Raw genomic sequence first — 20,376 nt, 5'->3', positions numbered from 1 at the left:
AAACATAATTTAAAAAGGCGTTGATTAGGATAATGAAATACGGTATAGAAAATCACTCTGTGGGGAAAGTTATTATATTAATTTGTGAAAAAACAGGAGGATAAATGCTATTCGATTATGTTTTAGGGAAATTTTCCAACGATCTTGCTATTGATCTTGGTACTGCCAATACAATTGTCTATGTCAAAGATAAGGGGATAGTATTAAATGAGCCCTCTGTTGTAGCTGTGCATCAAGATTCAAGAGGAATGAAAAAGGTGCTGGCCGTAGGCAGTGAAGCTAAAAACATGCTGGGGCGTACTCCCGGTAATATTGTTGCTATCAGACCAATGCAGGATGGTGTTATTGCCGATTTTGATATGACTGAAGCAATGCTGAAACATTTCATTTTGTGTGTCCATAATCGCAAGTCTTTGGTGCGGCCACGAATTATCGTCGCCGTGCCGTCGGGAATAACGCAAGTGGAAAGACGCGCCGTGCGTGAAGCAGTAGAATCGGCCGGCGCCAGGGAAATCTACCTTATTGAAGAACCGATGGCTGCAGCCATCGGAGCCGGCTTGCCGGTTTCAGAGCCGACAAGCTCAATGATAGTGGATATTGGAGGAGGAACGACGGAGGTTGCCGTTATTTCCCTTTCCGGGATAGTGTATTCCAAATCTGTGAGAGTTGCCGGTGATAAGATAGATGAGGCAATCGTTCAGTACATGAAGCGGAAGCACAATCTGCTTATCGGAGAAAGAACGGCGGAAATAATCAAAATCGAGATTGGCTGTGCCTATCCTTTTGAAGAAATTAAAATTGGTTCCATAAAGGGACGCGATTTGATTTCGGGAATTCCCAAAATTACCGAAACCAATTCGGAAGAAATTAGAGAGGCCATCAACGAACAGGTAACTTTTATAGTTGATGCGGTTAAAGATACTCTGGAAAACTCTCCACCGGAACTTGCCGGTGATATCGTTGATCGTGGCATCGTTCTTACAGGTGGTGGAGCCCTGTTACAAAATATTGATATCCTTATCCGGGAAGAAACAGGATTGCCTATAACTATTACTGATGACCCACTGTCCGCTGTGGCCAGAGGTGCAGGCATAGCGTTAGATCAACTCAATGTGCTCAAAGATATTGCTCTTCAAGTGTAAAAAACGTCCGGGACATAATACAATTTATTGTGGCAGATAGCGTTCGATGCAGCGTTATAATTATTTTCCTGTTGGGTAAAAAATGTTTTTTTTAAGGAAATACAAAACAGCTATCTTGATCATTGCTCTTCTTGTCATTGCCCTGATGATGCTTTCATTTAACTTAAAGTATGGGGCGGAAGGAGGTTTTTTCAGCAAAATCGTATTACAGGCAGTTGCGCCCGTACAAAAAGGCTTGAACGCTTCCATCAAAAGTATAAGAGATGCCTGGCTGCACTACATTTTTCTGGTTGGCATTGAAGAAGAAAATAAAAACTTAAAGAAGAAAATCAACGAACTCAAATCGGTCATAATTTCATATCAAGAGAGCTACCTGGAAGCACAAAGACTAAAAAAGCTTCTATCTCTTACAGATGATTATAATTACAACTTTATTCCCGCGCGAGTCATTGGCCGGGAACAGGCTGCGCTTTCCAAGACGATATTGATTAATAAAGGCACAGTTCAAGGACTGAAAACCGGCATGCCGGTCGTCGTGCCTCCGGGTTTAATCGGCCGTCTGGTTGATGTTTCCTGGCACGCCTCCAAAGTGCTGTTGTTTATCGATGAAAACAGCAATATTGACGCGATTGTGCAACGGACGCGAATGCAGGGAATTATCAGTGGCGCGGGTTCCCGAGGTCTCATATTAAAATATATTTCTAAAACTCAGGATGTTCAGGAAGGAGACGTAATTATTTCTTCCGGCATGGGTGGAGTATTTCCCAAGGGTTTGCTGATTGGTCAAGTCAGTCATGTTGACCGGCTGGAGGCCAGCCTTTTTTTGAAAATTAATGTTGCTCCGTTCGTTGATTTTTCCAAATTGGAAGAAGTACTGATTTTGGCTTCCTCGGGAAATAAGACTAAACAACAATGATTTATTATTTATTACTGCCATTTTTATCGATAATATTAGTAATACTGCAATCAACTATTACTGATGTAATTTTTTCCGGCCGGTTGGTTTTTGAGCTGTCGTTAATAGTTGTCATTTATGCCGGATTTCGTCTTGATTTAGCCAGGGGCGCAGTCCTGGCATTCATTGTCGGATTTGTATTTGATTGTGTTGCCGGTTCGATGCTGGGATTATTCACTTTTATTTATGTCGTCATTTTTTTATTTTCATTTTTTGCTTCGAGTCGGCTGGCTGCTGAAAAAAAATACATTATTGCCTTGTTTAGTTTTTCCTGCGCTTTTCTGGAAGATCTCATTGTTATTTTATTTTATTATTTAGCGTTTAAATATGATGTATTGATGAACATATATTTTGTTCTTTTGCCGAAGTCTCTGATTGTCGGTCTGTTTGCTCCCGTATTTTTTTATATGATGCATCGGGTGGAGGTGTTTTTTTATGAAAAAACAGCCTAACCTGTTAAACGGGCAGGAGCCACCCGAGTTCAGACAGAAATTTAGAATAGCCGGATCTTTTTTGTTGATTGCCCTTTCCATTCTGCTTGCCAGGCTGGGATATTTACAAATTGTCAAAGGAGCGGAATACAGGCAGAAATCGGAAAATAATTCTGTTCGTTTTCGGAATCTCAAGCCTCTGCGCGGTCTGATCATGGACCGTAACGGCGTTGTTCTTGTCGATAACATGCCTTCCTTTGACGTTATTTACATACCCAACAAAAAAAAAGGCAACGAGTTATCAATTGAGAAACTTAAAAACCTCTATCGAAATAAATCGCTGGAGTTTTTATACGATCAGTCTATTTCTAAAAACGCAAAACCATATTCGCCGATCAAATTAGAAAAAAATGTGAGCATGGAAAAAGTTGCTCTTGTCGAAACCAATGCATTGGATTTGCCGGGCATATATGTTGATGTATCGCCGATTCGCTTGTATCTGGATGGAGAAATGCTGGCTCCGGTTATCGGCTACACGGGAGAAATCAGCAGAGAAGATCTGGAAAAAAGCGAAGGCAGATACGCTTACGGCGATGTTTTGGGAAAACATGGCGTGGAAAAAAAATTCGATTCTTACATACGTGGCCGCCGTGGAGCGGAACTGGTAGAGGTAAATGTTTACGGAAAAGAAATAAAAAATCTGGGACGGATTGATCCCGTCTCCGGTTACAATATAGTGTTGAACCTTGATGCTGAGTTGCAGAAAGCGACAGGAGAGGCTCTCGTGGGCAGATCCGGAGCTGCTGTTGTTCTGGATGTGCGCGATGGTTCGGTTCTGGCTATGTTCAGTGCGCCTTCTTTTGACCCTAATTTATTCAACAGCGGGATTTCTTATGAACAATGGGAAAAACTGCAAAACAATCCATTGGCTCCTTTATCCAATAAGGCGATTTCCGGGCAATATCCTCCCGGTTCAACCTACAAACTTATTGTTGCCGCCGCCGCTTTGGAAGAAGGTGTTATTACTCCTGATACTAAAATATTTTGTAATGGTTCTTTTACTCTGGGCAACCGAACTTATCGTTGTTGGAACAAACATGGCCATGGCTATGTAAATCTTCACAAAGCAATTGTTGAATCGTGTGATGTATATTTCTATACGGTGGGGAAAATGCTGGGAGTGGACAAAATAGCCGAGTACGCAAAACGTTTCGGCCTGGGGGGGATAGCCGGTATTGATTTACCTAATGAAAAAGGCGGTCTGGTGCCCACTAAGGAATGGAAATTAAAACGGAAGAAAAGTCCATGGCAGATGGGAGAAACAATATCCGTATCCATCGGGCAAGGATTTAATTTGGTTACTCCGTTGCAATTGGCCAACGCTTTCGGCGCTTTTGCCAATGGAGGTACTTTGTGGCGGCCGCGTTTAGTCAAATACATCGAATCTACGGATGGGAAAATATATAAGGAATTTTCACCGGAAAAAGAAGGTGAATTAAATTTAAACCCAAAAACAATTGAGATTCTGAACAGTGCTTTGTGGGGCGTGGTTAATGAACCCGGCGGCACCGGTAAAAACGCAAAATTATCAGGTATTGATGTCTGCGGCAAGACGGGAACTTCACAGGTTCTTGGTTTGCCGCAAAATGAAATAGCCCGCCGGGCGAAAAGGCTTGCCGCTTTTCAGAAAGATCATGCTTTGTTTGCTTGCTATGCTCCATTGAAGAATCCGGAAATAGCAGTTGCGGTTATTTTGGAGAATGCCGGTGGTGGCGGCGCGGTTGCTGCTCCGGTTGCCCGTAAAATTTTGAGCGCGTATTTTGAAGGAAAGAAAAAAGATAAAAAAGTCGTGAACAGTGAATAGTAATGAGACTCAAATTTCACAAGCGTAGTGTAGTGAAATTTGCAAGTCGAATTATCCCAGGAGCGCAGCGACGCAAGGTGAATGGTGAATGGAAAAATCTCCTCTGTCATTCCCGACTTGAAGACCGGCGAATGCTGGTTGATCGGAAATCCAGGAAGAATGTTTTAAGTAATTAAGTTTTAGGCGAAGCGCATACGGTTTGAATTAAATGTTTGAGGCATATTAATGATTTTCTTAAAATTTGATCGTCGTATTTTTCAGCATTTTGATTGGACGCTTTTAGGTCTGGTGCTTTCCGTTTGTGCGATCGGCACCTTAAATATATATTCCACAGGCTTCAGCGCCGAAGGGCAATCTTCTTTTTACCTGAAACAAATTCAGTGGATCGCCTTGGGATTAATTTTTATGATAATAATTTTTTTCGTTGATTACCGGGTAATCATTCAGGCAGCTTACGTGATTTACGGTATCTCTATAGCGCTTCTGATTTGTGTCTTTCTTTTTGGTTATTCGGCACACGGGTCGCAACGGTGGCTGGGGGCGGGCGGCTTTGCCCTTCAACCTTCGGAACTGATGAAACTGGTGATAATAATTACTCTGGCGCGTTATTTTGAAGATCACAAATCCAATGAGCCATACAAATTGGAGGAACTCTTTGTTCCTTTTTTAATCGTTGTAGCGCCGTTTTTGTTGATTTTAAAACAGCCGGATTTAGGTACGGCTTTGATCCTGTTTATTATTTTTGTTTCTATAGTTTTTTTCATGGGAATAGAATGGAAATCTCTGCTAATTGTTTCAGCAGGTGTTCTGATATCAATTCCCATTGGCTGGCATTTTTTAAAAGATTATCAAAAAGAACGATTGATTACATTTCTTAATCCCGAAAACGATCCTTTGGGCACTGGTTATCATATCATCCAATCAATGATTGCTGTTGGTTCCGGAGAAATTTTGGGCAAAGGTTTTTTAAAAGGTTCGCAAACTCAGCTGAAATTTTTACCTGAACAGCAAACTGATTTTATCTTTTCCGTTTTTGCTGAGGAATGGGGTTTTATAGGCGGACTGGTGTTGATTATAATGTTTATGTCTATAATCTTTTGGGGATTAAAAATTGCCTTGCAAGCCAGAGATTTATTAGGCACAATTATAGCGTTTGGAATAACCGCTCTTATCTCATGGGAAGTTTTTATTAATATAGGAATGGTTTTAGGAATCTTACCGGTTGTTGGTATACCGCTTCCTTTTTTCAGTTACGGGGGATCGGCAATGTTTTCTTTACTGGCGGCCATAGGGTTATTAATGAATGTAAGTGCACGCAGATTTATTCTGCAGCGTTAGTAAGTTAAAAATTATTTTCTGCGTTATCTGGCAGAAAATAATTTCGTTAAAGCATTAGCAAGTTTGAGTTTGCTTGCTAATTAACAGCAAATTCATTAACGCGCTTACCCCGTAAGGGCGGGACTTATCCCGTTTATCGGGGCTAGTAATTGGTCTTTGTAAAACTAAATTAATTAACGTGATTTGGTACCAAAACTACAAGGAGAATGATGTGTGGGAGAAAAAGAAAGAAGTTGAAGAGATTAAGGCTTTTCTAGGTCAGGGAGCGGAGTTTATCGGCAAACTTATCTTTAACGGATCTGTTCGCATTGACGGCAATTTCCAGGGAGAAATTCACGGACAAGGATCATTAGTCGTTGGAGAAGGCGCGCTGGTTAAAGCTGACATTGCGGTTAAAAGTATTTTTATAAGTGGTGACGTGCAGGGCAATATTGAGGTAAAAGAAAAAATTAATATCCACTCCACAGGCAAATTTCTGGGCGATGTTAATGCTCCGGTATTTATCATGGAAGAAGGCGCCCTTTTTGATGGTCGGGCGCATATGGCTGAAGCAATTGAGAAAAAAAAGGATGTTCATCAGGCGGATTGATCAGGAATGCAACCTGCACTCAAGACCTTTTTTATAAAAAAACATTTGTTTACATCAGTATTAATCTCTTTTTGCCTGTTTTCGTTGTTATAATAATCATTTATAAAAAAGTAGACTGCTGGTCAGAAAATACTTGACAAGCAAATAATGTTGTGATTAGTAACCTCACGGTTTTGAGTATCAGGAGTATCAAAAGTAAAATTTCTGGTTCTTCGATTTAAAATATTCAAAACACACGTGAGTATAAAACTTCATGCACTTTTGAAGCTATGCATACTGATAAAAACTGCCAAATGTTTGCATGTGATGTTTATAGAACTTGCAACAGATAAACAGAGGTAAAAAATGGTTACAGTTATTCCTGATTACACGATGTTGATCCAAATGGTTATTTTCCTGGCTTTAGTTTTTGTCCTTAACATTCTGCTGTATAAACCAATCCTGTCCATAATCGACCGACGCAAAAAACAATTGGAAGAGTCGGAAAACGAAATCAGACTTTTTAATGAATCTGTGGAAAAAAGAGTTGCTGAATATGAGGAAAAACTAAAACAAGCCAAAATTAAAGCAACAGAAGCGAAAAAAGAAATAATTCAGGAGGGCGCAAATCAGGCTAAAAACATTGTTGATGTTGTTCGCAATGAAATACCTGTTATCGCGCGCGAGTTTCAACAGAAGATGGATAAGGAAGTTGAGAAGGCCAAATTGATTTTGGATGGCCATTCTCAAGAATTATCTGTGCAGATTGCTCAGAAAGTATTGGGGAGGTCGGTGCAATGAAAAAAACACTTTCTTCCTTTCTTACGATAGTCGTTCTGCTGATTGTGGCCGGTGTTGCTTTTGCTTCAGGTGAAGCCGAGGGCGGTCACGAGGGCAATAAGTGGATTGATTTAGGCAAAAAGGCTTTTGACTTTGTTCTTTTAGTGGGGTTGCTTTATTGGCTTTTAGCCGCCAAGATGAAAGAGTTTTTTGCCGGCCGTCGTGTAGAAATTAAAGAAACTCTTGAAAAATCGGTAGAGAAAAAGGCGGAGGCCGAAAAAAAATACCGCGAATATTCGGAAAAACTCGATAAAGCATCAACGGAAATAGACGGTATTTTTGAGATGATTAAAGCTCAGGGTGTAACTGAAAAACAAAAGATCATCGAAGATGCCGAAAAAACCGCCCAAAAGATGAAAGAAGATGCTCGTGCGCGTATTGAGCAGGAGCTGAAAAAAGCAGCAGATCAGCTAAAAGCGCAATCAGTTCAAGTGTCCGTGCAAATGGCTGAAGAAATTCTTAAACGAAGTATTACGGCACAAGATCACGAAACAATGGTTAAAGAATATATGGAAAAGGTGGTAATCAAACATTGATCAGCAATATTTCCAAACGTTATGCGCGTGCTTTTTTTGATATAGCGAATGAGCAAAAACAAATAGAGCAGTATTATAATGAACTTAGTCAGTTTGCGTCAATTGTTTCCCAAAATAAATCTTTAAGCGATTTTTTGGCTAATCCCGTCTTTGAGCAGGCAAGCAAGAAAGGCGTTGTGGAAAATGTAATCGCCAAACTTAAATTGTCCGGCATGACGATCAGCTTTTTAAGGTTGCTGGTGGATAAGAAAAGAATCGATATCTTGAATGATATAGTAATTTGCTATCGCCAATTAATGGACGAAGCTCTGAAAAAAGTAAGGGTCAATGTAAAAACGGCATATGCCCTTTCTGACGAGTTGCGATCTTTCATAAGCTCCAGTCTGGAAAAAACAATGGGTAAGAAAGTTGAGATGACTGTGGAAGAAGATCGTTCTCTTTTGGGTGGAGTAGTAATTGGAGTTGGCGATACACTTTATGATGGCAGCATCAAAAATCAATTGAACAATATGAGGAATCTCTTAGGGGAGGCAAGATAGGGCATGGAAACAATTAAAGCTGAAGAAATTAGTCAAATTATTTCTGAGCAAATCAAAAGCTATGAGAAAAAGCTGGATATAAGCGAAACCGGAACAGTCTTGTCCGTTGGTGACGGTATTGCCCGAGTATACGGCGTGCAGAATGCAATGGCGATGGAACTTCTGGAATTTCCCGGCGGAATCTTAGGCATGGTTCTCAATCTGGAAGCGGATAATGTCGGTGTTGCCGTTCTGGGTGAAGTTACTCACATCAAAGAAGGTGACATAGTAAAGAGAACCGGTAAAATCGCTCAGGTTCCCGTCGGTGAAGCTCTGCTGGGCCGCGTTATTGACGCTACAGGGAAACCGCTAGATGGAAAAGGACCGATTGAAACCAAAGAGTTTCGCCGAATTGAAATGGTCGCTCCCGGTGTTATTCAACGCCAGCCGGTTAATCAGCCGATGTATACAGGTCTCAAATCTATTGACGCTATGACGCCGATCGGACGTGGTCAGCGTGAGCTTATCATTGGAGACCGTCAGATAGGTAAAACAGCAATCGGAGTTGATGCTATCATCCGTCAGAAAGATACCGGTGTGAAATGTATCTATGTTGCTATCGGCCAGAAAAAATCTACAGTGGCTCAGGTTGTGGAAAGACTGAAACAATATGACGCTCTGTCTTATACCTGCGTTGTCGCCGGTTGCGCTTCGGATCCCGCGACGCTGCAATATGTTGCCGCTTATGCCGGTTGCAGTATCGGTGAATATTTCAGAGATAACGGCCAGGACGCCTTGATTATCTACGATGACTTGTCCAAGCAGGCCGTTGCCTATCGCCAGATTTCTCTGCTGCTGCGCCGTCCGCCGGGACGTGAAGCTTTCCCCGGCGATATTTTCTACAATCACTCCCGACTACTCGAGCGTGCGGCGCGTGTCAGCCCTGAACTCGGTGGCGGTTCTCTTACAGCTCTTCCGGTTATTGAAACACAGGCCGGTGACGTTTCCGCATATATTCCTACGAACGTTATCTCCATTACAGATGGCCAGGTTTATCTGGAACCGAGTTTGTTCTTCTCCGGTATTCGTCCGGCGATTAACGTTGGTCTTTCGGTTTCCCGCGTCGGTGGTGCGGCTCAGGTTAAGGCTATGAAACAGGTTGCCGGAACGCTGAAACTCGATCTGGCTCAGTATCGCGAACTGGCGGCTTTTGCCCAGTTCGGGTCCGATCTGGACAAATCAACGCAGGCACAGTTGGATCGCGGTGTTCGTCTGGTTGAATTACTCAAACAGCCGCAGTTCAAGCCGATGTCTCTTTCTCAGGAGATTGTAGTACTCTTTGCCGGAACCAAAGGATTCATTGATAAATACGAGGTGGATAAGGTTCGTGTATATGAGGAACAACTTCTAAGTTTCGTGGAAAGCAAACATCCCGATATTATGAAGGAGATAGAAGACAAGAAGATAATATCTCCCGATCTGGAAAAGAAGATGAAGGAAGTTATGACATCTTTTGATTCCGTTTTTGTAGCGGAATAAGTGTGAAATTGAATTTGATTTCATTGGTAAATAAAATTCACTGAAGTTCAATATAAAAAGTTGAGGAGAAATCCAGGTGGCCTCGCTAAAAGATATAAAAAGAAAAGTAACCGCTGTTCAAAAGACGAAGCAGATTACCCGCGCCATGAATATGGTTGCTGCTTCAAAATTTAAATCAGCGCAGATGAAAATGGATAATTTCCGGCCTTACGCCGGTAAATTCATGGATGTGCTCAACAGTCTTGCCTTGCGCGTGGAGACCATGTCGCATCCTCTTCTTGCCGTGCGCGATCCCAGAAGACTTCGTGTTATTTGTATGACATCCGATCGTGGCCTGTGTGGTGGTTTTAATACCAATCTGATCAAGGCGACTGAAAGGTTTATGAAAGAAAAAGTCAAAGACGGAAAAGAAGTTGCTCTTATTAATGTCGGACGCAAAGGAAGAGATTATTTCCGTAAAAAAGCCAACGTCTTGGCGCAAAAGGTGGATGTTTTAAGCAAGTTTGACATGACTTTGGCAGTATCCATAGCTGATGAGGTTATCGTGCCTTTTGTCAAGGAAGAATACGATGAACTTTATCTGATTTACAATCAGTTCATGAATGTCTCTGTTCAGAAACCAACTGTTGTCCGATTATTTCCCCTGCCTTCTATCGGACAAGACGCTGACGTTGATCCGGACAGATTCCTTGATTATGCTTACGAACCATCGGAAGAAGCTCTGTTGCAGAAACTTTTGCCGATGTATGTGCACGTTCTGGTTTACCGTGCTCTGCTGGAAACATCGGCAGGCGAAAACGGAGCGAGGATGGCAGCGATGGATAACGCGACCAGCAACTGCGAAGAGTTGATTAGCTCATTGACGTTGAAAATGAATAAAGCCAGACAGGCGGCGATTACGGCAGAGTTGATGGATATCGTCGGCGGAACGGAAGCTCTGGCCAAAGGCTAATTTTTCTGCGGTGCTTTACCGCATGTAAAATAAAATAATACGACTATTTGTAAGGAGATAGTTATGAATATCGGAAAAATTGTTCAGGTTATTGGACCGGTTGTTGACGTGTCTTTCGAAGAGGGAAAACTGCCCAGTATATTAAATGCCATCTCAATTACTAATCCGGCCATCAATGATCAGGAAGATAATTTGATCATTGAAGTAGCGCTGCATCTGGGAGATAATGTTGTTCGCTGCATCGCTATGGATATTACCGACGGTCTGGTTCGCGGAATGAAAGCAAAAGATACCGGCGCTCCGATCATGGTTCCGGTTGGCAAAGAATGTCTGGGGCGGATTCAGAACGTCGTCGGTCGTCCTGTGGATGGTCTTGGCCCAATTAACGCGCAAACTAAAATGCCGATTCATCGTGAATCACCCAGTTTTTTGGAGCAGGATACATCTGTTCACGTTCTGGAAACAGGCGTTAAAGTTATTGACCTTTTGGTACCGTTTCCTCGTGGTGGTAAGATGGGTATGTTCGGGGGCGCAGGCGTCGGTAAGACAGTCGTTATGATGGAAATGATTCACAACATCGCTATGCACCACGGTGGAATTTCTGTTTTTGCCGGTGTTGGTGAAAGAACACGTGAAGGAAACGACCTTTATCGTGAAATGCTGGAATCCGGCGTTATCAAGCAGGCCGCTTTGATTTACGGACAGATGACAGAACCCCCCGGAGCAAGAGCGCGAGTTGCTTTAACGGGTCTGGCTGCTGCGGAATACTTCCGCGATGTTGAAGGTCAGGACGTGCTCTTCTTTGTTGATAATATTTTCCGTTTCACTCAGGCTGGTTCCGAAGTTTCCGCTTTGCTGGGACGTATGCCTTCCGCGGTCGGTTATCAGCCGACACTGGCTACTGACCTTGGTGAACTTCAGGAGCGCATTACGTCCACGACCAAAGGTTCGATTACAGCCGTTCAGTGCGTTTACGTTCCCGCGGACGACTTGACTGACCCCGCTCCCGCGACGACTTTCGCGCATCTTGACGGAACCGTCGTTTTGTCCCGTCCTATCGCCGAACTGGGTATTTATCCCGCAGTGGATCCTCTGGATTCAACATCCCGTATTCTTGATCCCAATGTTTTGGGTCAGGAACATTACGCAGTTGCCCGTCAGGTACAGGTTACTCTGCAGAAATATAAAGACTTACAGGACATCATCGCCATTCTGGGTATGGATGAACTTTCCGAAGAAGATAAACTGACGGTTAGCCGCGCCAGAAAGATTCAGAGATTCCTGTCTCAGCCGTTCTTCGTTGCTGCTCAGTTTACAGGTACGGAAGGTAAATTCGTTTCCGTTCCGGATACAATAAGAGGCTTCAAAGAAATATTGGAAGGCAAACACGATGATCTGCCCGAGCAGGCTTTTTACATGGTTGGTGGCATTGAAGAGGCTGTGGAAAAAGCTAAGAAAATTGCTGGTGAATAATATAGTGCTGGAGAAAGTAAATGGCAGATGAATTAATGCTGGAAATTGTATCGCCGGAAAAAATGGTTTTTTCAGGCAAAATTGAGGAAGTGACCATCCCGGGCACGGAAGGTGAATTTGGTGTATTGCGCGGGCATGAGGCTTTTTTAAGTTCTGTTGATATTGGTGAGTTGAATTTTCTTAAGGAAGGCAAAAAGACGTATTACGCGGTTAATACCGGTTATGCGGAAGTTACCTCTGATAAAGTTACAGTTCTGGTTGAAACAGCCGAAAGATCCGACCATATTGATAAAGAAAGGGCTTTAAAAGCAAAGGATAACGCTGAAAGCCGTTTAGGTCAGATGACCAAGGAAGATGCCGAATACGAAATAATGCGCGGTGCACTGGCGAGGGCAATAGCGCGTATAAGTGTCGCTGAAAAACAATAAGATATTTTTTAAGACTCTGGTCCTGAAACAAAAAGCCGGCAATTTATTTGCCGGCTTTTTGTTTATAAGCGGCTGTTTATTTTTTCCACCTCTTATACGGATTGTTAATCACGATCACCTTGTTTTTTATTTCCATTTAAATGAAGACATATAATCAAATTAATCTAAAAAATATTTCTTAATAATAAGAAAACAAAAAAATTAAATGTTGTATTATCAAGCAGATAGATTGACTGAAATGTAAAAAAATATTGACATTTATACATAATTGAATTATTTTCTCCGTCAATAAGTGGCAGCGTCAAGATGTCATTTTTTTAATATGCCAGTTTTGAATGTTGTTTAAGATTCAAAAAATAATTCAAGGAAATGAAGAGGAGGTTTTATGAAAAAAAGATTTTTGAGTTTTGTGGCAGTCGCCATGGTGATGATGTTTTTGTCCGTCGGGTCTGTTTTTGCTGCGGACGATGCGGCAAAGAATTTCATCTCCAACAAAGTTGGTGTCGGTTATCAGGGAATGGTTGTCGGTAGCTTTCTGAACGGTATCTCAGTGCGCGGCTGGATAGGCGATCGTATCGGTCTGGAAGGCAGTGGATTTTATGGTAAAGCGGACGTTAAAGTAGATGACTTTAAGCTGTTAGAAGCCGATTTGTGGACTATTGAAGCCAAGGCAATGTACGCCATTATTGTCAGAAGCTACAGTAAATTCTATGCCGGAGCTAAAATTGGCTACGGTCAGATAGATGCCACTGCTTACGGCAATGAAATGATTGATAACAAAGGTTTCTGGACCCCCGGTGTATTTATCGGTGCAGAATGGAGTTTCCCGCAGCTTCCTGAAGTAGGGTTCAATTTTGATGTTGGTTATTCTGGAATTATATACGATAATGACAATGTCGACATCAAACTCCACGGCATAAACGCCACATTTGGAGTTCACTACTATTTTTAAAAATTGTTGATTTGTAAAAAATAAAAGAGAGTCCCCTGGTTGTCTTTAGTGAGCAATCAGGGGACAATTATTTTTGATGTAGAATCATGTTGTCTCATCTTGCAGATGGAAACTTCTATTGACATTTCTATGTAAGTTCATTACGTTATTATGAAACGTAAAATGTTTAATGTCGTACGTGTGTTATTTTTGTGAAATACAAAGTTTGAATTTTTAAAAATTCAAAATAACTAAGGAAATGAAGAGGAGGTTAGCATGAAAAAAAGATTTTTGAGTTTTATGGCAGTCGCCATGGTGATTATGTTTTTGTCAGTTGGATCTGTTTTTGCAGCTGAAAATATGGGTGTTTATGTCGGCATTTCCGGCGGGTATGTTATTCCACAGAAGATGACCATTTCGGACCCGGATGATGGATACAGCTATTTTGATATGACTTTAAACAATGGTTATATTATTGGGGTCAAATCCGGCTGGAACACTTCCTTTACCAGAGGAATTATGGCTATGGAAATGGAATACAATTATATTAATAATAATATAGATAACAGTAAAGTGATTGCTTCACCGGATCACGGTGGTATTCCTGCTACGTTAGATGGGACCATGACCATACATGCCGTCCTCTTTAACCTCAAGGCGCGTTATCCGCAAGGGCCAATTCATCCTTATGCCGGATTTGGCCTGGGTTATGCGTATTCCAGTTTTGGAGACATAACCGAAAGACAAGTCGGAGGATCGGGTATAGAAATCTGGCCCAGTGAATCAGGCGGTGCTTTCTGCTGGCAGTTTCTGGCCGGTGTGGATTTTGACGTAACTCCAAATCTGAGCGTGGGTATTGGATACAAATACTTCGCAACCAAGCCGACTATTGGTGACAGATATAGCGATGGGATGTACATCGATGCTGACTACAGGGCAAGCATCTTTACAGCAGGTTTGACCTTTACGTTTTAATGAGACTCACTGAAGACGACTGAAGTGAAGTCTGAAGTGTAAGTCGAATTATCCCCGAAGCGGAGTGGAGTGGGATTGACACTCGCTGACTATTTGTTCAGATGAGTTTAATGTTTACGGCGGTTAGAGTTTTTCTAACCGCCGTTTCTTATTGAGAAATTAGCAATTCCGGTTAATAATTCTTGATGTTCGTAAATATTGGCGTATAATTAAAAAACCGGGTAATTATACGAGTTAACCTACATTAAAACACATACGATTATTAAAAATTCATTTTAAAGGGGATTAAGTATGAACAGAGGAAGAGTTTCTACTCATGTTTTGTTGTATTTTTTCATGCTGATGTTGCTGATGGTTACTGTTGGTTGCAGTAGCAAAGACGATGCGCCACCTGCTACTACCTACAGCATTGCAGGCACGGTAACCGGTGCGGCCAATGTAGTGATTAATCTAACTGGTGCGGCAACCGCTACTACTACTACAAGCGGAGCTTACAGCTTTACGGGCCGGGCGAACGGAACCTATACTGTGACACCCGTCCTGGCGGGTTATACGTTTGAACCGACCAGTGCGGTAGTCGTTGTCAACGGATCAAACATGGCTGGCGTCGACTTTGTGGCAACAGCCGGTACCGGTCACGCCCTTTCCGGTACGGTAACCGGCGTTGGGGTGTCGGGTGCAACAATCACACTGAGCGGTGACGGAACAGGATCGGTTACCACAGGCACAAACGGAACCTACAGTTTCCCCAATCTTCCTGACGGCGACTATACCGTGACGCCATACCATTCGGGCTACGCATTCACGCCTGATTATCTTGATCTAACATTGAGCGGCTCCGATTCTACGGGAAATGATTTCGCGTCAGCAGCAGCTAATTTTACGCAGGCCGATCTTGAGGGAACATGGAACGTGCAAATGCTGAATACAGGCGGCGGATGGATGCGTGGCACCGTAACTGTCAATTCCGCGGGGACACTAACCTTTGTCAGTATCCTTGATTCTGAAGGAGGCTCAGCCGGTCCAACAGGCCCGATAGTGTGGGAGATTGATGAAACAACCGGCGAGATATCCGAAACTGACAACGCCATTCCAACCGATTCTCATTATACTATGACATCGAACAAGAACTTCATTGCCGGAACGGGACCGGGCAGCGTCGGTAACCAATTGTTTGTCATTCAGAAAGTGGTTTCAGGGACTTCGTATGCGAACGCCGACGTACAGAGCAAGAATTTCGTTTTCCATCAACTTAATGTAGGCTCAAGTAACAAGTGGCAGTATGGGGCGGGAAGCACAGACGGTACCGGTGCAGTAACCTTAAGCAGTCAGACCGACCCGTCCGGCACGGAAACGCCGGGAGCTGTCGGAGCGACAATGTCAGTGAATGGCAGTGGGATTGTCGAGATGAGTGGCATGGATGATTCTTTCGAGGGATTCCTATCGGCCGATAAGAAGACGATTGTGGGGACAATCACAGAATCGGGAGGAACTGAATATCATATGATGATCATCCAGATTACCGACGGGCAGTCCAGCTCTACCAGTCAAATAGCCGGAACGTCGTTTATTCATACGCTCGCCACCGGCGCTGATGATTTCTGGTCACATCAATCCATGTCCATTACCAGCGGTGGCGTAATGACATTTAACCCCGACTATGTGACCAGTGGTTCGGGTAGTGGTCCCTCCGGAACCGAAACTATCTCGATTGGTTCGTCAGGCACTGCAACCTTAGCCGGGTCCGCTTTATATCAGACTACTTTTCATGGGCAGTTGTCGTACGATGGAAAGTTCCTGGTTGGCACACAGACGACCGACACTGACGTCTATTCACTTAATGTAATAACGCATTAGAAAAACCAGACAGGTATAAAGCCCTGCTCCCACGGGGGCAGGGCTTTATCTCAATGAAAGCGAAAAGGTTTCACCTGATTTAAGTTTCAAAAATATTTTCAATACGAAGTTTTTCTTCCATCCTTGTGTTGGCATCATTTAATTTCTCCGGAGCGGAATACACGGCTACCGCCGCTGATTTTGCAGTCCGGGAAAAATAATCAACCAAAGTATCTTTTAACTTCCCCGGAGTAGCGGACAAAATATCGGTTCTGAATTTCTGGCGCATATCGTCGTTAATTCCGGCAAAACTGCGTATTAAAGCGGCATGACCGCGACCTGCCGGATCTAATGGTCTATCCAGCATACCAATTGTACTGATGATTGCCTTTTCCATTTCTTCTAATGAAATTTCATTTTGAGAATAGAATGCTTGCGCGTCTTTGAATACTTGCAGTGTTTCCACAATATGCGGGTCGCGATAAGAAAGAAAAGAAAACAAGCCCAGCGTTGAATCAAAAGAAGACATTCCGCCATAAGCTCCACCCTGCACACGAATATGTTTGTAAAGATAACTGTTGGATAGTTCTTTAGCAGAAATCATCAACAGGGCGGAAGCCGGGTCAATATAAGCAGGAGCCTGCAAAACATAGGCGACATAAGATACCTGCGCGGGTATGGAAATGCCGGCAAACACGGGAGGCAAACTTGGTTTTGTTGTTGTTTGCATCGGCGCTGCTTTCGGAATTTTATCCAGAAGTCGTACAATATTTTCTTCTACGATCTTCAGTCCGTTAGTTTCGGCAGTTACATTGATGATCAGGTTTTCCTTGTTAAATAAAATTTTTCGTAATGCTTCCAGTTTTTCGCGCAAATCTTGTTTGGTCGATTCGAAATTATTGGCCTGGTTTTGCACGAATTTCAGTTGCGTGCGGCCATGCCATTGTTCATCCCGATAAGCGGGAAGGCTAAGCGCGGCGCCTGCCGCCATTTTAGCAAAAATGTGTCCTGAAGGTACAATAGCCGATTGCAGATTATTTTTTCTCTCTGAGATCAAATCCCGCATCCGCGCATAAGCGCTCAAATCTCCGGCGCAAATAGTATCGATCACAATATTTATTGCTTCCGGTAGATTGCGGTAAAGCGCGCTAAAGGAGAAAACCATTTTTTGCCAGTTTGTACTGGCATCCGCGGAAAAGCCCGTGGCCAGATCATAGCCAAAACCGCCCATCGTGAGGGCGATGCGTTTGGCCATCTCCTCATAAGTAAAACCGGCAGCGCCCATTCCGGTAATGATTTTACCCATAAGTGGAAGATAAGGCTGAAGCTCTTCCGGCACATGCGCTATATCAAAGGCCAAATCAACATAAGCGATGCCGTTGGTAAAGAGATCATGTTCCAGAGCGGGTACTCCTCCGATTAGAGAATTTTGCGAGGGAATGATTTCTATTGATTGCTGAATATCATCGAGCTTTAATTTTGGTATTGTAGCCGCGTTTTCCGGCGAATCCGGCTCCGCTTGAAATTTCTTTAACTGGGCCGCCTGAGTGTTTATTTGCGCCAAATCACTTTTTGTCAGCGATGATTTCAGTTCGGCCATCTTATCCTGAAGGGCTTTTTCTTTTTTTTCGTTGAAATCGGAATCCGGTTCCATAATCGCCAGGATGCGATGAGGATTATCCAAAAACCAAAGCTTGGTCATTTTTTGGAATATTTGAGGATCTGCCGCCCAAAGTTGGCGGATATTCTCAATTATCCGGGGGAAGTCCAATCCGATTAAAGGATCTCCGTCATAGAGCCATGTTTGAAAGATGCCGCCCATCAACGCAATGCCGTAAGGATAAGAGCCGCGAACTATTTCTTTGCCATGAAATTCGACTTGATGCAGGACACCTTCTATCAGTTCCTTATCAAAACCATTGTCTACAACATTTTTTATTGTATCAAAAATCAGCTGCTCAATCTTTTGCGCATCCGCACTTTGCGTGTTCCTCAAACCGGCGCAAAACATTAAGTGCTTCAAATCAGCTTCAATACCGCTTATCGGTGTGAGGTCTTCACCCAAGCCGGAATCAATTAAGGCTTTGCGCAAAGGACTGGCCGCGCTGCCCACAAGAAGGGCGGAGATTATTTCCAGAATAAGCGAAGTTTCATGGTCGGTGTTATCGGACATCATCCAGGCGATATTTACCATCGTTTTATGTTCGAGGGGTTCATCTTTTCCTGTGGGGTAGAAGCTCCGGATAGTGCGGGGTGCCGTCAAACGTTTCTGACTTTTGATGGAAGAATCTATTTCCACGCGATCAAAACCAGAGAGCATTTCGGAAAGAAATGCAAGATGCTCGGAGGTGGTAATATCACCGTAAATTAAAAACCGTGCATTGGTTGGCGAATAATAAGTGCGATGAAATTCACAAAACTGTTCATAAGTGAGCGTGGGAATCACGTCGGGATCACCGCCGGAATCAAAAGCGTAAACGCTATCGGGATAGATATTTTCCTGGATAACTTTATACATCAGCGAATCAGGAGATGAGTATGCGCCTTTCATTTCGTTGTAAACTATGCCGGAAATAACCAGATCGCTTTCTAAATCATCCGGCACGGAAAGTTCGAGGTGATGACCTTCTTGAAAGAAAGTTTCCTTAAGCAGCCGCGGATGCAGTACCAAATCGGTGTAAACACGGGCCAGATTGAAATAATCAGTTTTTATTTGACTGGCTACCGGATAAACTGTTTTATCAGGGTAGGTGAAAGCGTTGATAAAAGTTTGCAGCGTCGAACGCATCAACTCTTTAAAAACGTCTTTCAGCGGATACTTCTCGGAGCCCGCCAGAACGGAATGTTCCAGAATGTGCGGCAGTCCCGTCGAATCAGCCGGCGGAGTGCGAAAACCAATCGCGTATAAATTTTCACGATCGAATGAGTGCAGGTGCAGAACCTTGGCGCCGGTCTTTTTGTGTTCGATTTCGTATGCGGTAACTCGTATTGCGGGAAATGCTTCCACGCGCAAAACTTTGAATCCATGTAGTTCATCACCGTCTTGCAACGTCGGTTGTGGTGACTTTGATTGATCGGACATTCTAAAAAATGCTCCTCTTATACTCTTATGTAATTTTATAGCGTTACGATTCCTGAGCCGGGAAGTAGCGAAGAGATGACCGCCCAGATTAAAATTGCCGCCGTAAGTAATATGCAGGCAAAAGCCAAAAGTTTGCTCCATGCGCTTTCCGGTTTATTATCGTTGTAACCCATCAAAAAGGACAAAGCGATTCCTGATAACAGCCCGCCACCATGCGCCCAATTATTTATACCGGGAAATATTAATCCGAAGAATATTAGCCCTATGACCCAGCCCATGGCCTGTTTATATATGGCTTCTCCGTAAGAGCCGCCGCGGCTTTTGCCATAGTATATAATAGCTCCGATTAATCCGCAGACGCTGGCGGAAGCTCCGATGGTAAAAGGAACGCCGAATATAACGGAAGCCGCGAAACCACAAGCTCCGGTAATAATATATAGATTAATAAAACGATGGAAGCCGAATTCCTGCAAAACAAAAGGGCCCAATTGATATAGCGCCATCATGTTGAAGAGAATATGCATAAGTCCACCGTGTAGGAACGAAGCGGAAATTAAGGTCCAAAAGCGATGTTCTACGATGACAGGATAGGTGCCGCTTGCTCCCAGTAAAAAAAGACTCTGATTTGACGGTGAAAGAAAGTTGAAGGAACCGTCGTTCGAAATTCCTCCAAAAATCAGTGACAGAAAATAATAAGCGATATTAATATAAATAATTGCCATGACCGGATTGGTGCCGAAAAATATTTTTCGAATAGCTCCGGCAGTATTGTGTAAACCGGGACGCGTAAGTCCGCAGTAGGGACAGGAAGGTTCGTCCATACTGATTAATTTGCGGCAATTGGGACAAAGTATTGATTTTCTTTCTGACATTTAACGGCCTCGTAAAAAAAACATTTTAAAGAGAAACTAATTAACAAGATTAGCCCGAGTTGTAAAGAAAAATACTGCCTGAAGTTGACGGTTACT

18 protein-coding genes are annotated in these 20,376 nt (G+C 43.1%); 16 read left to right on the top strand and 2 right to left on the bottom strand.

The features are described from left to right. The first annotated feature begins 104 nt into the window (after positions 1-104). The 16 genes from CVU62_01995 to CVU62_01920 all read left to right on the top strand — a co-directional run bounded on the left by CVU62_01995 (position 105) and on the right by CVU62_01920 (position 16,347). Entirely contained in the window at positions 105-1,142 is a 1,038-nt protein-coding gene (locus CVU62_01995) for a rod shape-determining protein (protein PKN38995.1), read from the top strand. An 82-nt stretch (positions 1,143-1,224) separates the two neighbouring features. Beyond that, positions 1,225-2,058 carry a rod shape-determining protein MreC gene (locus CVU62_01990; protein ID PKN38994.1) on the top strand — a complete coding sequence of 278 codons (834 nt, stop codon included), beginning with the start codon at positions 1,225-1,227 and terminating at the stop codon, positions 2,056-2,058. Then, the gene (mreD, locus tag CVU62_01985; GenBank protein ID PKN38993.1) at positions 2,055-2,549 is read left to right on the top strand and encodes a rod shape-determining protein MreD; all 495 of its coding nucleotides are present in this window, start codon (positions 2,055-2,057) and stop codon (positions 2,547-2,549) included. The genes CVU62_01990 and mreD overlap by 4 nt, the downstream gene beginning before the upstream one ends. Then, on the top strand, positions 2,533-4,392 hold the full coding sequence (gene mrdA, locus CVU62_01980) for a penicillin-binding protein 2 (GenBank protein PKN38992.1): 1,860 nt from the start codon (positions 2,533-2,535) through the stop codon (positions 4,390-4,392). Before mreD ends, mrdA begins: the two co-directional genes overlap by 17 nt. Positions 4,393-4,617: 225 nt before the next feature. Continuing rightward, the gene (locus CVU62_01975) at positions 4,618-5,730 is read left to right on the top strand and encodes a rod shape-determining protein RodA (GenBank protein PKN38991.1); all 1,113 of its coding nucleotides are present in this window, start codon (positions 4,618-4,620) and stop codon (positions 5,728-5,730) included. A gap of 148 nt (positions 5,731-5,878) precedes the next feature. Further along, entirely contained in the window at positions 5,879-6,319 is a 441-nt protein-coding gene (locus CVU62_01970; protein ID PKN38990.1) for a hypothetical protein, read from the top strand. Positions 6,320-6,664: 345 nt separating this feature from the next. Then, positions 6,665-7,099: a hypothetical protein gene (locus CVU62_01965; GenBank protein ID PKN38989.1), complete on the top strand. Its 435-nt coding sequence runs from the start codon at positions 6,665-6,667 to the stop codon at positions 7,097-7,099. Further along, the gene (locus CVU62_01960; GenBank protein ID PKN38988.1) at positions 7,096-7,674 is read left to right on the top strand and encodes a hypothetical protein; all 579 of its coding nucleotides are present in this window, start codon (positions 7,096-7,098) and stop codon (positions 7,672-7,674) included. Before CVU62_01965 ends, CVU62_01960 begins: the two co-directional genes overlap by 4 nt. After that, positions 7,644-8,213, top strand: coding sequence for a F0F1 ATP synthase subunit delta (locus CVU62_01955; GenBank protein PKN38987.1), 570 nt, complete (start codon positions 7,644-7,646; stop codon positions 8,211-8,213). The genes CVU62_01960 and CVU62_01955 overlap by 31 nt, the downstream gene beginning before the upstream one ends. A 3-nt stretch (positions 8,214-8,216) precedes the next feature. Continuing rightward, positions 8,217-9,731: a F0F1 ATP synthase subunit alpha gene (locus tag CVU62_01950; GenBank protein ID PKN38986.1), complete on the top strand. Its 1,515-nt coding sequence runs from the start codon at positions 8,217-8,219 to the stop codon at positions 9,729-9,731. A 76-nt stretch (positions 9,732-9,807) separates the two neighbouring features. Further along, positions 9,808-10,683, top strand: coding sequence for an ATP synthase F1 subunit gamma (gene atpG, locus CVU62_01945; GenBank protein PKN38985.1), 876 nt, complete (start codon positions 9,808-9,810; stop codon positions 10,681-10,683). Between the two features lie 63 nt (positions 10,684-10,746). Further along, positions 10,747-12,156, top strand: a complete 1,410-nt coding sequence (gene atpD / locus CVU62_01940; protein PKN38984.1) for a F0F1 ATP synthase subunit beta — start codon at positions 10,747-10,749, stop codon at positions 12,154-12,156. A gap of 20 nt (positions 12,157-12,176) precedes the next feature. Then, positions 12,177-12,584: an ATP synthase F1 subunit epsilon gene (atpC, locus tag CVU62_01935; GenBank protein ID PKN38983.1), complete on the top strand. Its 408-nt coding sequence runs from the start codon at positions 12,177-12,179 to the stop codon at positions 12,582-12,584. Positions 12,585-12,969: 385 nt separating this feature from the next. Then, a complete protein-coding gene (locus CVU62_01930) occupies positions 12,970-13,536 on the top strand; it encodes a hypothetical protein (protein PKN38982.1) in 567 nt (188 codons plus the stop codon). Positions 13,537-13,791: 255 nt separating this feature from the next. After that, on the top strand, positions 13,792-14,490 hold the full coding sequence (locus tag CVU62_01925) for a hypothetical protein (GenBank protein PKN38981.1): 699 nt from the start codon (positions 13,792-13,794) through the stop codon (positions 14,488-14,490). A gap of 291 nt (positions 14,491-14,781) precedes the next feature. Further along, complete coding sequence (locus tag CVU62_01920) at positions 14,782-16,347, top strand: hypothetical protein (GenBank protein ID PKN38980.1); 1,566 nt, start codon at positions 14,782-14,784, stop codon at positions 16,345-16,347. A 79-nt stretch (positions 16,348-16,426) separates the two neighbouring features. Here CVU62_01920 and CVU62_01915 read toward each other — a convergent pair whose 3' ends face one another. Next, positions 16,427-19,549, bottom strand: a complete 3,123-nt coding sequence (locus CVU62_01915; GenBank protein PKN38979.1) for a hypothetical protein — start codon at positions 19,547-19,549, stop codon at positions 16,427-16,429. After that, complete coding sequence (locus CVU62_01910) at positions 19,444-20,280, bottom strand: rhomboid family intramembrane serine protease (GenBank protein PKN38978.1); 837 nt, start codon at positions 20,278-20,280, stop codon at positions 19,444-19,446. Before CVU62_01910 ends, CVU62_01915 begins: the two co-directional genes overlap by 106 nt. Positions 20,281-20,376: the final 96 nt, after the last annotated feature.

The organism is Deltaproteobacteria bacterium HGW-Deltaproteobacteria-2, assembly GCA_002840505.1.
Classification (GTDB): Bacteria; Desulfobacterota; Syntrophia; order Syntrophales; family Smithellaceae; genus Smithella.
Note: the sequence above shows the minus strand (reverse complement) of the source record. Positions and strands in the feature narration are given on the sequence as shown.